Below are 13,912 nucleotides of genomic sequence, written 5' to 3' on the forward strand. Positions count from 1 at the left end.
GGGGCGTGGGAAGCGAAGATCAGCCGAGCGTGACGGTCCGAGACGACGCCCGCGGGTCGCCGGGAGGCCTCGCTCCACTCCGGACGATGACGTGACCGAAAGCCTTGTGGCGCCGACGGTCCACGAAGAGGTGGCCACCCCCTTGATCGAGAGACTGTCGATTCTCGAACAACGGGCGACCGCTTTGGCGGTGTTCTGGATGGCCTACTTCGTCGTGTGCCGGATAGTTTCGGAAGATCCTCGGTTCGAAGTGCTGTCCCCGCTGTCTTTGGCGGCCTTCTACGGTATTCCGGCGTGTCTGTACGCCGCCTGGCTCTGGAAGAGCCGCCGTCGCTCCGCTTCGAAGACCGGTTTGCGCGAGGCCACGGCGACCGTGCGGCCCGGCTGGTTGTACCCCAGGATCGACGTCTATCTCGAGCGCGATTACAAGCTGCTTCAGACCCGCAGGTCGCTGCGGATCGCTCCACGTTTCAAGGGACTCGAGAAAGTCCCTGTCTTCATCGGCGGCGAGGGAACGGACATGATCGTGATCTTCCCGCGCGGACGGTTCTCGAAGGACACGCTCTACACGGTTCCCGTCAAGGAGATCGAGCCGGACACGGCCTGATCGGACGGCACATGATCAGGCCCGGAGGTCACCCGGCCCGCGAGTTACGCTTCCAATCACGCGAGTTCCGCCTCTGATCACGCGAGTTCCGCCTCTGATCACGCGAGTTCCGCCTCTGATCACGCGAGTTGCGTTTCTCCTCACGCGCGGCGTCACCATCCGGTCGGTGGGTGGTGAAGGCCTCCTTCACCACCGTCAGGGTGGGCAAGGAGGTCTTGGGCGCGATTCGCGTGTCCAGACGGCGAACTCACGTGATTGAAGGCGTAACTCACGTGATTGAAGGCGTAACTTGCGTGATCAGAGAGCGAACTCGCGTGATCTGAGGGCGCACACGCCGGAGCCGCTCAGTCGATGTTCCCGGTCAGGTAGCGCTGCACGGTCGGCGCGATCGCGGTCACCAGCGGCTCGATCTCGCTCGACGCCATGGGTTCGAACTTCGCGACGTACCGCACCAGCCCCATCCCGACGAGCTGGGAGGCGCAGAGCGTGGTCCGCAGTTCGACGCGGTCCGAGCCCAGCCCGCCGATGACCTTCGTGAAGAAGTTCTGGAAGAACCCGCGCAGTACGGCCGCGGCCTGTTCGTGCCCGGCGACGCTGCGGACGAGTGCCTGGAACACGTCACCGCCCGCGCCGTCCCATCGGGTGAGGAAGGTGCGCACGATCCGCTGGCCGAACTCCTCGTCGGGCCCGTCCTGAAGTTCCGCGAGCAGTTCGTGCGGGTCGAAGGGGAGCTTCAGGATCGCTTGGGCGAACAGCCCCTCCTTGCTGCCGAACCAGTGATTGACCATCGCCGCGTCGACCCCGGCGCGCGTCGCGATCGTGCGGACGGTCGCGCCGTCGAAGCCGCTCTCACCGAACACCGCGCGCGCCGCTTCGATCAGCGCGGTGCGGGTGTCCTGTCCGCCGGGCCGCCGTCCCCGGCGCCGCGCGGTAGTGTCGTCAACAGCCATGGCGTCATCATGAACGGACCCGGCACGAAATTCAACATTCTTTGAATTCATCCCCGCGTCCCCGCCCGCCCGGGCGTTGCAGCACAATGAGCGGCATGGTCAGCGCCGCTAACGCCAGCCCGTCGGGGCTCGGCTCGGTCAGCCCTTCGCGCGACGAGTTCCGCGCGCTCGCCGAGGGCCGTCGCGTCATTCCCGTTGTCCGCCGCGTGCTCGCCGACGGCGAGACCCCCATCGGGGTCTACCGCAAGCTCGCCGCCGACCGGCCGGGGACGTTCCTCTTCGAATCGGCGGAGAACGGCGCGTCGTGGAGCCGATGGTCGTTCATCGGCGTCGACAGCCCCGCCGCGCTGACCGTGCGTGACGGCGAGGCGGTCTGGACCGGCACCCCTCCGGTCGGCCTGCCGACCGAGGGCGACCCGCTCACCGTGCTGCGCGAGACCGTCGCCACGCTCCACACCGAGCAGCTGCCCGGAATGCCGCCGCTCACCGGCGGCATGGTCGGCTACATCGGCTACGACGCCGTCCGCTGGCTCGAACGGCTCCCCGAACTCGCCGAGCGCGACCTCGACATCCCTGAGCTCACCATGCTCCTGGCGACCGACCTGGCCGCCTTCGACCACCACGAGGGCACCGTCACGCTGATCGCCAACGCGGTCAACTGGGACGACTCGGCCGAGCGTGTCGACGCCGCGTACGACGACGCCGTCGCGCGCTTGAACGCGATGACCAAGCAGCTGCACGTCGCGGCCCCGGCCACGGCCGCCGTCTTCGACCGGCCGGCGCCCGAATTCACCCGCCGCCGCTCCAAGCCGGACTTCCACGCGGCCGTCGAGAAGGCGGTCGAGGCGATCAAGGCGGGCGAAGCGTTCCAAATCGTGCCGTCGCAACGCTTCGAGATCGAGACGCAGGCCGACGCGCTGGACGTCTACCGCGTGCTGCGCACGTCCAATCCGAGCCCGTACATGTACCTGCTGCGCCTGGACGGTTTCGACATCGTCGGGTCCAGCCCGGAGTCGCTGGTCACCGTGCGGGACGGCCGCGCGACCACGCATCCGATCGCGGGCACCCGCTGGCGCGGCGCCGACCCGGAGGAGGACGCGCAGCTGGCCAAGGACCTGCTGGCGGACGAGAAGGAACGCGCCGAGCACCTGATGCTCGTCGACCTCGGCCGCAACGACCTCGGCAAGGTCTGCAAACCCGGCACCGTGCGCGTCGTCGACTTCTTCGACGTCGAGCGCTACAGCCACGTCATGCACATCGTCTCCACGGTCACCGGCGAACTCCTCGACGACAAGACGGCTTTCGACGCCGTCACCGCCTGTTTCCCGGCTGGGACGCTCTCCGGCGCGCCGAAGGTCCGCGCGATGCAGCTGATCGAGGAACTGGAGCCGACCCGCAGGGCGCTCTACGGCGGTGTCGTCGGCTATCTCGACTTCGCCGGGGACGCCGACACCGCGATCGCGATCCGCACCGCGCTGATGAAGGACGGCACCGCGTACGTCCAGGCCGGCGGGGGAGTCGTCGCGGATTCGGTGGCCGACTACGAGGACAACGAGTCGCTCAACAAGGCCCGCACCGTGCTCTCCGCCGTCGCGGCGGCGCAGACGATGATCGCCGCGGACGAGCTCGACCCGGCGGGTGACAGCACTCGTGTCTGACGCCCCGGCGAAGAAGGCCAAGCGTCCACTGTGGATCGCCGTGGTGGGCCTCCTGCTGGGCGCGGTCGCGCTGTGGGGTTCTTCGCAGCTCGTCTGGTTCGCGGAGTTCCGCGACGGCGGCGTGCGCGGCACGGTGCTGTACACGGAAACCGGTTCACAACGTGCGGTCGCGCTGATTCCGCTCGCGTTGCTGGCGCTCGCCGGCACGGCGGGGCTGATCGCCACCGGCGGCTGGCCACGCCGGGTGCTCGGCGTGGTACTCGCCGTGGCCGGTGTCGCCGCCGTGTGGATCGGCGTGGCGGGCGGCTCGTTCAGCGGCTTCGCCGACGGTTTGCCCGTGGCTCAAATGCTGGGAGCCCGCGGTCTCGCGATCCTCGGGGGAATTCTCGTGACGGCGGGCGGGTTGGCAGCCATCAAGGGCGCGGGCCGGATGCCTCGCCTCGGCGCGAAGTACTCGGCGCCGGGGGCGAAGAAGAAGGCCGCCAAGGATCCGGAGACCGAGCTGTGGGAGGCGCTGTCCGAAGGTGAAGATCCCACCGCGACCCGGTGATGGCCGCGGAAAACGCGCGTTTCCGAGATCTACGCCGCGAAAGATGACACGGTTGGCATTCGGAGTAACGGACATACCCGGAACCAGGCCGTATCCGTGCGGGGGTTAGCATCGTTTCGGCGGGAAGGGGAAGGTTTTTGTGAGCGACCTTGCGAAGGAATCAGTGAGTACGACGGCCGGTGAGGGACTCCGGTGAGCGTGCTCGAAGACATCGTCGCCGGCGTCCGTGCCGATCTCGCCGAGCGCGAGGCGGTTCTGCCGTTCGACGAACTGAAGAAGCGCGCGACCCAGGTCGCGCCCCCACGTGACGTGCTCGCGGCCCTGCGCGAGTCCGGTATCGGCGTCATCGCCGAGGTGAAGCGGCGCAGCCCGTCCAAGGGCGATCTCGCCGAGATCCCGGACCCGGCCGCGCTGGCGAAGGACTACGCCGACGGCGGCGCCAGGGTGATCAGCGTGCTGACCGAGCAGCGCCGGTTCGGCGGTTCCCTCGCCGACCTCGACGCGGTCCGTGCGGCGGTCGACATCCCGGTGCTGCGCAAGGACTTCATCGTCAGCCCGTACCAGGTCCACGAGGCGCGGCTGCACGGCGCGGACATGGTCCTGCTGATCGTGGCGGCCCTGGAGCAGAACGCCCTGATCGCGTTGCTGGACCGGGTCGAATCCCTCGGGATGACCGCGCTGGTCGAGATCCACAACGCCGAAGAGGCCGACAGGGCCCTCGAAGCCGGCGCGAAGGTGGTCGGCGTCAACGCCCGCAACCTGCACACCCTCGAGGTCGACCGGGACGTCTTCTCGCGGCTGGCCCCCGGCCTGCCGATGGACGTCTTCAAGATCGCCGAGTCCGGTGTGCGCGGCCCCGGCGACCTGATGTCCTACGCGGGTCACGGCGCCGACGCCGTCCTCGTGGGCGAAGGGCTCGTCGCTTCGGGTGACCCGAAGGGCGCGCTGGTCAAGCTCGTCACCGCCGGATCGCACCCCGCCTGCCCGAGGCCTTCTCGATGACCACGGAGTATCACGAAGAACCCCACGGCAAGCACGATCCGGACGACCGGGGCTACTACGGCCCGTACGGCGGACGGTTCATGCCCGAGGCACTGATCGGCGTCGTCGACGAGGTCGCTGCCGAGTACGACAAGGCGCGGAACGACCCGGACTTCGTCAACGAGTTCCGGCGTCTCCTGCGCGACTACGCCGGCCGTCCGTCGCTGCTCACCGAGGCCAAGCGCTTCGGTGAGCACGCCGGCGGCGCCCGGATCTTCCTCAAGCGCGAGGATCTGAACCACACCGGTTCGCACAAGATCAACAACGTGCTGGGCCAGGCGTTGCTCACCAAGCGGATGGGCAAGAAGCGGGTCATCGCCGAGACCGGTGCCGGTCAGCACGGCGTGGCCACCGCCACCGCCTGCGCGCTGCTGGACCTGGAATGCATCGTCTACATGGGCGAGGTCGACACCGAGCGGCAGGCGCTGAACGTCGCCCGCATGAAGCTGCTCGGCGCCGAGGTCGTTCCGGTGAAGACCGGTTCGCGCACGCTCAAGGACGCCATCAACGAGGCACTGCGCGACTGGGTCACCAACGCCGACACGACGCACTACCTGTTCGGCACGGCGGCGGGCCCGTACCCGTTCCCGATGATGGTGCGGAACTTCCACAAGATCATCGGCGAGGAGGCCCGCGTCCAGATCCTGGAGCAGGCCGGACGCCTGCCGGACGCCGTCGCGGCCTGCGTCGGCGGCGGGTCGAACGCGATCGGCATCTTCCACGGCTTCATCGACGACCCGGAGGTCCGGCTCGTCGGTCTCGAGCCTGGCGGTGAGGGCATCGAGGGCAACCGCCACGGCGCCACGCTGACCAAGGGCACGCCGGGCAACCTGCACGGCGCGATGACGTACCTGCTGCAGGACGAAGACGGCCAGACCGTCGAGTCGCACTCGATCTCCGCGGGTCTCGACTACCCGGGCGTCGGCCCGGAGCACTCGTGGCTCAAGGACAGCGGCCGCGCCGAGTACCGGCCGGTGACCGACGCCGAGGCGATGGACGCGTTCAAGCTGCTTTCGCGCACCGAGGGCATCATCCCGGCGATCGAGTCGGCGCACGCGCTGGCGGGCGCGCTGGTGCTGGGCCGCGAACTCGGCCCCGAGGGGCTGATCATCGTGAACCTGTCCGGTCGTGGCGACAAGGACATGGACACGGCCGCGAAGTACTTCGGCCTGGTGGAGAACGCATGAGCGGGTTGTCCGAACTCTTCGCCAAGACGCGCGAAGAGGGTCGCGGAGCGCTGATCGGGTACCTCCCGGCGGGCTTCCCGACGGTCGACGGGTCGAAGGACCTGCTGGCCGCGGTGGTCGACGGCGGCGCCGACCTGGTCGAGGTGGGCGTGCCCTACTCGGACCCGGTCATGGACGGCCCGACCATCCAGGCCGCGTCGGTGAGCGCGCTTTCCGGCGGTTTCAAGCTCAAGCACCTGTTCGAGGTCGTCGAGTCGGTGTCGTCGCGTGGCGGCAAGGCCGTCGTGATGACGTACTGGAACCCGGTGCACCGCTACGGCGTCGACCGCTTCGCGCGGGATCTCGCCGCCGCGGGCGGGCTCGGCATGATCACGCCGGACCTGATCCCGGACGAGGCCGACGAGTGGATGGCCGCCTCCGAGCAGCATGGTCTGGACCGGATCTTCCTGGTCGCGCCGTCCTCCTCGGAGGAGCGGATCGCGAAGACCGTCGAGGCCGCCTCGGGCTTCGTGTACGCCACCGCGGTGATGGGCGTGACCGGCGCCCGTGACCAGGTCGGCGTGCACGCCGAGGACCTGGTCGCGCGGACCCGCGCGCATACGGACCTGCCGATCGGCGTCGGTCTCGGCGTCCGTTCCGGCGAGCAGGCGGCGCAGGTCGCCGGATTCGCGGACGGCGTCATCGTTGGTTCCGCGCTGGTGACGGCCGCCGCGAGCGGACTGGACGCCGTGCGCGAGCTTTCGGCCGAACTGGCCGCCGGTGTGCGGAAGACCGTCGCCCCCGCTTGATTTGATCGCGCGTGAAGGCCCCCTTGCCTCGGCTCAGCCGAGGGAAGGGGGCCTTCACGCGCTACAGGCTCAGTGCCGCCACCGCTGCGCCGCGGTGATCTCCTCCGGGGTCGCGTGCGCGAACCGCTCGATCTCCGCCCGCCGCACGTCCACGATCGTCGTCGCCAGCGGAGCGCCGAACGCGGCCGCCAGGCCCTTGTCCGCCTCGAACGCGGCGACGGCCTCCTCCAGCCGCTGGGGCAGCCGCTCGATCCCGCGGGCGGCGCGTTCCTCCTCGGTCAAGGTCCCGGGATCGACGTCGAGCGGCACCGGAAGGGTCGCTCCCTCGTCCGTTCCGGCCATCCCGGCGAACAGCAGGGCGGCCGCCAGCAGATACGGATTCGCGGTCAGGTCGAAGCATTTGACCTCGAGGTTCGCCGCCGAGTCCCGGTTCCCGGCGACGCCGCGCACCAGCCGCAGCGGCGTCTCCCGGTTCTCCAGTCCCCACGCGCCGTACACGCCCGCCCAGTGGTGCGGCTCCAGCCGCAGATAGCTGACGACCGACGGAGCCCCGATCGCGAGCAGCGCGGGCAGCCGCCGCAGGATGCCCGCGCTGAACGACTCGGCGGCAGGCGTCAGCCCGAAAACCCTTTCCCCACCGGAGAAAAGGTTCCGGCTGCCGTCCCAGACGCTCAGGTGCACATGCCCACCGTTGCCGACGCCGGCGGGCGCGAACTTCGGGGTGAAGGACGCCTTCAGCCCGTGCCGGTGGCTGAGCGCGCGGATCGTCTCCTTCGTCAGGACGGCGACGTCGGCCGCGCGCACCGGGTCGGCCGCGGCGACCGACAGCTCGAACTGACCGTCGGCGTACTCGGGATGGATCTGCTCGACTCCGAGCCCTTGTTGGTCCAAAGTGGACACCAGGGCGCGGAGATAGTCCGCGTGCTCGGAAAGCCTCGCGTAGCCGTACGCCGGGCCCGCGGTGGCCGAGGTCGGATCCTCCGGGGCGCCGGCATCGGTGATCACCCATTCGATTTCGAAGCTCATCCGTGCCCGCAGTCCCCGGGCGGCGAGCCGGTCCACCGCGGCCGCCAGCAGGGCACGCGGATCCTGTGGATGCGGCTCGCCCTCCTGGTCGAGTTTCGTCACCGGTGCCCAGGCCCAGCCGGGTTGCCCGGCGAGCACGGTCAGCGCGTCGAGGTCCGGATGGAGCCGGAGGTCACCGACCGGGCCCAGGGAATGCTCACCGCCGGTGATGACGTCGTCCGAGCCGAAGAAGTCGAAGGATTTCGAAGCGCCGACACCCCACGCGGCCGCGGACGGCAGCTTCCGCAGCGGCACCGCCTTGACCCGCGCGATCCCGGCGTTGTCCACGAAGGTCAGCGCGACGAGCTCGACACCACGGGCCCGGAGCTCCCCGGTGAGAGCGGTCGCGCGGGCGGTCAGTGCTTCCCGGTTCACCATGGTTCCTCATCCTGGCCTCGATCGGAGGCCCTTGCCACGCCCGGATCCGGTCATAGGGTGAGGCCGCACTCGTCGATCACGAGAAGGGACGCGCCCATGCCGGCAACCCCGATCCTGCCGTTCGTCGCCCGGACGAGGCTGGTGGATCACCACTGCCACGGCGTCGTCACCGGTGATCTGGGCCGGATCGAGTTCGAACAGCTGCTCACCGAGGCCGACACCGTCTCGTCGCTGGGCACGACCCTGTTCGACTCGCTGATCGGGCTCGCGGTCCGCGCCCGCTGCGCCCCGGTGCTCGACCTGCCGCCGCACGTCCCGGCCGAGGTCTATCTGGCCCGCCGCGCCGAGCTGGGCGCCACCGAGGTCAACGCGCGGTTCCTGCGCGCCACCGGCACGACCGAATTCCTGCTCGACGGCGGCTTCCTGCCGGACACGCTGACCACGACCGAGCAGTTCGCGGCCCTCTCCGGCGCCCGCGCGCGGGATATCGTCCGGCTCGAACAGGTCGCCGAAGCGGTGATCGGATCCACCACCGCGGCCGGATTCGCGACGGCGTTCGTGGCGGAGCTGGCGAGACGCGCGACGACCGCGGTCGGGTTCAAGTCCATCGCCGCCTACCGGGTCGGCCTCGACCTTGCGGGAGAGCGGCCGACGGACAGCGAGGTCACCGAAGCGGCGGGCCGCTGGCTCGCGCGGATCGAGGCGGGCGAACCGGTCCGGCTCGCGGACGAGGTGCTGCACCGGTTCCTGATCTGGACCGGGATCGACCTGGCCCTGCCGATCCAGTTCCACGTCGGTTTCGGCGACTCCGATGTCGATCTGCATCGCTGCGATCCGCTGCTGCTCACCGGGCTGCTGCGGGCCACCCGGTCACACGGGGTGCCGATCATGCTGCTGCACAACTATCCCTTCCACCGGAACGCCGCGTATCTGGCGCAGGTGTTCGAGCACGTGTTCGTCGACGTGGGACTCGCGACGCACAACGCCGGTCATCGTGCGCCGGCGATCATCGCGGAGACAATGGAGATCGTGCCCTTCGGGAAGCTGCTGTTCTCCACGGACGCGTTCGGGCTCGCCGAGCTGTACCACCTCGGCACCGCGCTGTTCCGGCAAGGACTGTCCGACTTCCTGTACGCGGGACTCACTGCGGACGTACTGTCCGAAGTGGACGCGCATCGGATAGCGGCGCTGGTGGGACACCGCAACGCCGAACGGGTGTACGGGCTGGAGGGGACATGACGGAACTGGACGAACTGCAGGACCGGTGGGAGGCCGCCGTCGAGGCGGAGCTGCCGTCCGCGATCGAACTGCGGCACCGGGTGCACGCCGATCCGCGCGCGTCGGGGGACGAGGAGGACACCGCGCGGGTCCTCGTCGAGGCGCTGGGCATCGACGAAGGGGTCCCGGTCGCCAAGACCGGGCGTGCCGTGCTGCTGCCGGGCACCGCGGCGGGACCGGCCGTGGCGCTTCGCACCGAACTGGACGCGCTGCCGGTCGCCGAACGCACCGGGATCCCGTGGGCCTCGGAGACGTCGCTGATGCACGCGTGCGGGCACGACGTGCACATGGCCGCGCTCGTCGCCACCTGCCGCGCGGCCGCCGTGGTCGGCGTGCCCCGGCCGCTGCTCGCACTCCTGCAGCCGCGTGAGGAGACGTCGCCCTCCGGCGCACTGGACATCGTCGAGTCGGGCGTGCTCACCGAGTACGGCGTCGAGTCGGTCATCGGCGCGCACGTCCAGCCCAGGCTCGCGGCGGGCGTGGTGTCGGCGGTGCCGGGACCGGTCAACGCCTCCACCGACGAATTCGACGTCGTCGTCCGCGGCCAGGGCGGGCACGCCGGCTACCCGCATCTGCTTCGGGACCCGATCCTCGCGCTCAGCCAGATCGTGGTGAGCCTGCAGCAGCTCGCGAGCCGCCGGGTCGACCCGGTGTTCGGTGCGGTCTGCTCGGTCGGGCGGATCGAAGCCGGGACGACGGCGAACGTCGTCCCGAACGAGGCCCGCCTGTCGGGCTCGCTGCGGCTGATGCGCGCCGACGACCGCGACCTCGCCCTGGAGGGGCTCGCCGAGGTCGTCCACGGCACCGCGAAGGCGCACGGCTGCCGGGCGGAACTGGAGATCAGCCCGTGCGAGCCGGTGCTGCACAACGACGCCGGGCTCACCCAGCGCGCGCACCGGCGGCTCGTCCGGTCGGGGGCGGGCGTGGACACCGACTTCCGGTCGTTCGGCGCCGACGACTTCGCGCACTACTGCGGGATGACCCGCGGGCTGATGATGTTCGTCGGCCTCGGCGACACGGCGGGCGCGCCCAGCCTGCACGACGAAGTGTTCCTGCCGCCCGACGCGGCCATCGGGCACGTCGCGTCGGCGCTGATCGCGGGCTATTTGGCCGCCGTCGAGGGCTGACGCCCCCAAGAAGCCGGCGAAGCGCTACGGTGGCCGACGTGAATACCGCCTCGGCAGCGTTCCTCGCGACCATCCCCAGTCCCGACCAGGGCGTCTGGCATATCGGGCCGGTCCCGATCCGGGCCTACGCGCTCTGCATCATCGCCGGCATCATCGTGGCGATCTGGCTGGGCGAGCGGCGCTGGGTGAACCGCGGCGGCACGAAGGGCACGGTCATCGACGTCGCCGTCTTCGCGGTGCCGTTCGGCCTGGTCGGCGGTCGGTTGTACCACGTCATCACCGACAACCAGCTGTACTTCGGCGAGGGCAAGAACCCGCTCAACGCGCTGAAGATCTGGGACGGCGGCCTCGGGATCTGGGGTGCCATCGCGCTCGGCGCCGTCGGCGCGCTGATCGCCTGCCGCCGCCGGGGGATCCCGCTGCCCGCGATGGCCGACGCGCTCGCGCCGGGGATCGTGATCGCGCAGGCGATCGGGCGGATCGGCAACTACTTCAACCAGGAGCTCTACGGCGCGCACACCGACCTGCCGTGGGGCCTGGAGATCTACCAGCGCTACAACCCGACCAACCCGGACGACTTCCTGAACGGCGTCGCGCTCGGGCACGTCCCGCTGCCGGACAGCCCGGTGCACCCGACGTTCCTCTACGAGCTGCTCTGGAACCTCGGTGTCGCGCTGCTGATCATCTGGGCGGACAAGAAGTTCCGCCTCGGCCACGGCCGCGTGTTCGCGCTGTACGTCGCCGGGTACACCGCGGGCCGGTTCTGGATCGAGATGATGCGGACCGACACCGCGAACCACATCCTCGGCCTGCGGGTCAACGTGTGGACCTCGATCCTGCTGTTCGTCGCGGCGATCGTGTATTTCGTCCTCGCCGCCAAGCGTGGGCCGCGGGAAGCGCCGGAAACCTTGTGGAGCAAGGACGTGCCGCGGGAGGACTCCGGCGACTCCGCCGAGCCCGCCGATGAGACGCACGCGGACGTGGCGGCGGCTCCGGACACCGTCCGGGACTCGGCCGCGGACAAGGCGACCGAGGACCCGAAGCCCGAGGCGGAGAAGTAACGCTCTTCAGTACGTGAAGGCCCCCTTCATTGCGCTAGACGCAATGAAGGGGGCCTTCACGTACTTCCGGCATCCGGGACCCGCCGCGGTGAGTCGCGTGTCCAGACGGACGACACATGTGTCCAGACGGACGACACGCGTGATCAGGTGGACGGCACGCGAGAGGACCTGGCCGCGGCCCGTGTCGTCCGTCTGATCACGCGTGTCGTCCATGCCGTCACGGGAAGGCGCGGTCAGGGCGAGACCAGGCCCCGGCCAGTCACCAAAGGCAGGTCCAGCGCGGTCAGCAGCCCGGGCGGAGCCGCCACCACCGCCGGGATCGCGTTCACCAGCCGCATCGCGGTCGCCTTCAGGCCGGCCGTGTTGTGGTCGCCGTCGGTGCCGACCAGGCGCAGGTCCAGTTCATACCGAGGTTCCCCGGTCACCTGGACGCGGTAGCAGCCCTGCCCGGTCGGCTGCGGCCAGTCCGGCCCGAGGTCGCCGCGCAGGCGCGTGATGTGCTCCAGCACGCACACCGCCCGCCCGCCGCGCATGCCGCGCACCTCGAACCGCAGCGCCGCCGCCGTGCCCTCTTTGATCGTTCCCGAAGCGATCTCGAACGTCTCGGGGGCCGGCAGCCGTTCGTAGACCTCCTCGACGGCGTCGAGTTCGACGTCCAGCCCGGCCGCGAGCTGCCGCACGACGCTGCCCCAGGCCAGCGACAGCACGCCGGGCTGCAGCAACAGCGGCAGATCGTCCATCTCCCGGCCGAAGCCCATGATGTCGAACAGGACCTTGCCGTTGTCGTACGTCGAATAGTCGAGGATCTCCAGGCAGCGCACCTCGTCGATCCGTTCGCACACACCGGTGAGCACCAGCGGCAGCCAGTCGTTGGCGAAACCGGGGTCGACACCGTTGACCCACAGCGAAGCGCCGCCTTCGCGGGCGGCCTCCCGGATCGGCTCGATCATCTCTGGCGGGACGACACCTTCGGGGTACTGGAGGAACACGGGGCTGCTGGAGACCACGTTGATCCCCGCGCGCAGGAAGCGTTTCAGGTCTTCGACCGCCTCGGGCAGCCGGTCGTCGGCCATCGCCGTGTAGAGCACGCAATCCGGCTTCAGCGCGATGAGCGCGTCCGCGTCGGTCGTCGCGGCGACGCCTAACGGCCGCCCGAGCCCGGCCAGTTCCCCGGCGTCCACACCCGCCTTGGCCTCGCTCGAAACCCAGACCCCGGCGAGTTCGAGATCGGGGCGGGCGTCGATCCCGGCCAGCGCGTGGCGGCCGACGTTCCCGGTACTCCACTGGACCACGCGCACTGCGTTCGCCTCCTACAGATCGGGCAGACCAAGTTCCAGGTTCGGAGCCTGCAAGCCACCGTCGACTTCGATGATCTTGCCGGTGACGTACCGGCCGGCGCCCGACGCCAGGAACACGACGGTGGCCGCGATGTCCTCGGCCTCGCCGATCCGGCGCAGGGGAGTGGCGGCCTCCATCCGGCCGCGCAGTTCGTCGTTGCCCACCACCACTTCGAGCGCGGAGGTCGCCACCGAGCCGACCGAGATCGCGTTCACCCGCACCTTCGGCGCGAGATCGGCCGCCGCGAGCCGGGTGTAATGCGCCAGCGCGGCCTTCGCCGTCCCGTACGCGGCGAAGCCCCGGCCGGTCACGCGGCCCATGACCGACGAGATGTTGACGACCGATCCGCCCGTCGCCAGCAACGACGGGGCCGCCGCGACGGTCAGCGCGTGCGCGGTGGAGACGTTGAAACGAAAGGCTTCTTCGAGGAAATCGGCGGTGGTTTCCAGCAGCGGCCGGGGATAGGTGCCGCCGACGTTGTTGACCACCAGGTCCAGCCGTCCGAACTCCGCCGTCGCGACCCGCGCCAGCTCGCCCGCGGCGGCCGGGTCGCTCAGGTCGGCGGGCACCACGTGCGCTCGTCGGCCGGTGGCGGCGACCAGGGCCGCCACTTCGTCGAGCTGGGTTTCGGTGCGGGACGAGATCACCACGTCGGCACCGGCCTCGGCGAGCGCCACGGCCGTCGCCGCGCCGATCCCGCGTCCGGCGCCGGTGACCACGGCGACCTGGTCGGTGAGCCGGAAACGGTCCAGGATCATACGCGAAACTGTAACACGTTCTATTTCCGGTGTCCCGGGCTCGCGCGAGGGGCCGGGAGTGACTAGGGTCGCCTCACCGCGTCTCGTGACATCCCGGAACGGGACATATACTTAGCGGAACGAACT

At 70.0% G+C, this 13,912-nt stretch carries 13 protein-coding genes; 9 read left to right on the top strand and 4 right to left on the bottom strand.

The window, feature by feature from the left end; translation table 11 throughout:
- The first annotated feature begins 91 nt into the window (after positions 1 to 91).
- A complete protein-coding gene (locus NQK81_RS38540; protein WP_257485390.1) occupies positions 92 to 607 on the top strand; it encodes a hypothetical protein in 516 nt (171 codons plus the stop codon).
- 344 nt (positions 608 to 951) lie between these two features.
- On the opposite strand, the gene NQK81_RS38545 is transcribed toward NQK81_RS38540, so the two are convergent.
- Positions 952 to 1,557 (bottom strand): TetR/AcrR family transcriptional regulator, encoded by a 606-nt coding sequence (locus NQK81_RS38545; RefSeq protein WP_257485391.1) that lies wholly within the window; start codon positions 1,555 to 1,557, stop codon positions 952 to 954.
- Between the two features lie 95 nt (positions 1,558 to 1,652).
- Between NQK81_RS38545 and NQK81_RS38550 the strand changes: the two genes are divergently transcribed.
- From NQK81_RS38550 to trpA, 5 genes are all read left to right on the top strand, one after another.
- On the top strand, positions 1,653 to 3,215 hold the full coding sequence (locus NQK81_RS38550) for an anthranilate synthase component I (protein ID WP_257485392.1): 1,563 nt from the start codon (positions 1,653 to 1,655) through the stop codon (positions 3,213 to 3,215).
- Positions 3,208 to 3,765 carry a Trp biosynthesis-associated membrane protein gene (locus tag NQK81_RS38555; protein ID WP_257485393.1) on the top strand — a complete coding sequence of 186 codons (558 nt, stop codon included), beginning with the start codon at positions 3,208 to 3,210 and terminating at the stop codon, positions 3,763 to 3,765. Before NQK81_RS38550 ends, NQK81_RS38555 begins: the two co-directional genes overlap by 8 nt.
- A 192-nt stretch (positions 3,766 to 3,957) precedes the next feature.
- The gene (trpC, locus tag NQK81_RS38560; protein ID WP_257485394.1) at positions 3,958 to 4,767 is read left to right on the top strand and encodes an indole-3-glycerol phosphate synthase TrpC; all 810 of its coding nucleotides are present in this window, start codon (positions 3,958 to 3,960) and stop codon (positions 4,765 to 4,767) included.
- A complete protein-coding gene (gene trpB / locus NQK81_RS38565) occupies positions 4,764 to 5,993 on the top strand; it encodes a tryptophan synthase subunit beta (RefSeq protein WP_126733704.1) in 1,230 nt (409 codons plus the stop codon). Before trpC ends, trpB begins: the two co-directional genes overlap by 4 nt.
- A complete protein-coding gene (trpA, locus tag NQK81_RS38570; RefSeq protein ID WP_257485395.1) occupies positions 5,990 to 6,781 on the top strand; it encodes a tryptophan synthase subunit alpha in 792 nt (263 codons plus the stop codon). Before trpB ends, trpA begins: the two co-directional genes overlap by 4 nt.
- Before the next feature lie 69 nt (positions 6,782 to 6,850).
- Here the strand turns inward: trpA and NQK81_RS38575 are convergent, their stop codons facing one another.
- Positions 6,851 to 8,224 (bottom strand): glutamine synthetase family protein, encoded by a 1,374-nt coding sequence (locus NQK81_RS38575; RefSeq protein WP_257485396.1) that lies wholly within the window; start codon positions 8,222 to 8,224, stop codon positions 6,851 to 6,853.
- 96 nt (positions 8,225 to 8,320) lie between these two features.
- Here NQK81_RS38575 and NQK81_RS38580 point away from each other — a divergent pair, with 96 nt between their 5' ends.
- From NQK81_RS38580 to lgt, 3 genes are read left to right on the top strand one after another with little or no spacing between them, the layout of a single operon-like run.
- Complete coding sequence (locus NQK81_RS38580) at positions 8,321 to 9,463, top strand: amidohydrolase family protein (protein ID WP_257485397.1); 1,143 nt, start codon at positions 8,321 to 8,323, stop codon at positions 9,461 to 9,463.
- On the top strand, positions 9,460 to 10,629 hold the full coding sequence (locus NQK81_RS38585) for a M20 metallopeptidase family protein (RefSeq protein ID WP_126733700.1): 1,170 nt from the start codon (positions 9,460 to 9,462) through the stop codon (positions 10,627 to 10,629). Before NQK81_RS38580 ends, NQK81_RS38585 begins: the two co-directional genes overlap by 4 nt.
- A gap of 29 nt (positions 10,630 to 10,658) precedes the next feature.
- Positions 10,659 to 11,690 (top strand): prolipoprotein diacylglyceryl transferase, encoded by a 1,032-nt coding sequence (lgt, locus tag NQK81_RS38590; RefSeq protein ID WP_257485398.1) that lies wholly within the window; start codon positions 10,659 to 10,661, stop codon positions 11,688 to 11,690.
- Positions 11,691 to 11,923: 233 nt separating this feature from the next.
- On the opposite strand, the gene NQK81_RS38595 is transcribed toward lgt, so the two are convergent.
- Complete coding sequence (locus tag NQK81_RS38595) at positions 11,924 to 12,988, bottom strand: NAD(P)H-dependent amine dehydrogenase family protein (RefSeq protein WP_257485399.1); 1,065 nt, start codon at positions 12,986 to 12,988, stop codon at positions 11,924 to 11,926.
- 12 nt (positions 12,989 to 13,000) lie between these two features.
- Positions 13,001 to 13,786: an SDR family oxidoreductase gene (locus tag NQK81_RS38600; RefSeq protein ID WP_257485400.1), complete on the bottom strand. Its 786-nt coding sequence runs from the start codon at positions 13,784 to 13,786 to the stop codon at positions 13,001 to 13,003.
- Positions 13,787 to 13,912 lie beyond the last annotated feature (126 nt).

Origin of the sequence: Amycolatopsis roodepoortensis (assembly GCF_024628825.1) — a bacterium.
In the GTDB taxonomy this organism is placed as follows: Bacteria; Actinomycetota; Actinomycetes; order Mycobacteriales; family Pseudonocardiaceae; genus Amycolatopsis; species Amycolatopsis roodepoortensis.

Coding starts and splice junctions, on each gene's coding strand:
- NQK81_RS38600 (WP_257485400.1), bottom strand. CDS start 13,786: ATGATCCTGGACCGTTTCCGGCTCACCGACCAGGTCGCCGTGGTCACC.
- trpB (WP_126733704.1), top strand. CDS start 4,764: ATGACCACGGAGTATCACGAAGAACCCCACGGCAAGCACGATCCGGAC.
- NQK81_RS38550 (WP_257485392.1), top strand. CDS start 1,653: ATGGTCAGCGCCGCTAACGCCAGCCCGTCGGGGCTCGGCTCGGTCAGC.
- NQK81_RS38585 (WP_126733700.1), top strand. CDS start 9,460: ATGACGGAACTGGACGAACTGCAGGACCGGTGGGAGGCCGCCGTCGAG.
- trpA (WP_257485395.1), top strand. CDS start 5,990: ATGAGCGGGTTGTCCGAACTCTTCGCCAAGACGCGCGAAGAGGGTCGC.
- NQK81_RS38575 (WP_257485396.1), bottom strand. CDS start 8,224: ATGGTGAACCGGGAAGCACTGACCGCCCGCGCGACCGCTCTCACCGGG.
- NQK81_RS38545 (WP_257485391.1), bottom strand. CDS start 1,557: ATGGCTGTTGACGACACTACCGCGCGGCGCCGGGGACGGCGGCCCGGC.
- NQK81_RS38580 (WP_257485397.1), top strand. CDS start 8,321: ATGCCGGCAACCCCGATCCTGCCGTTCGTCGCCCGGACGAGGCTGGTG.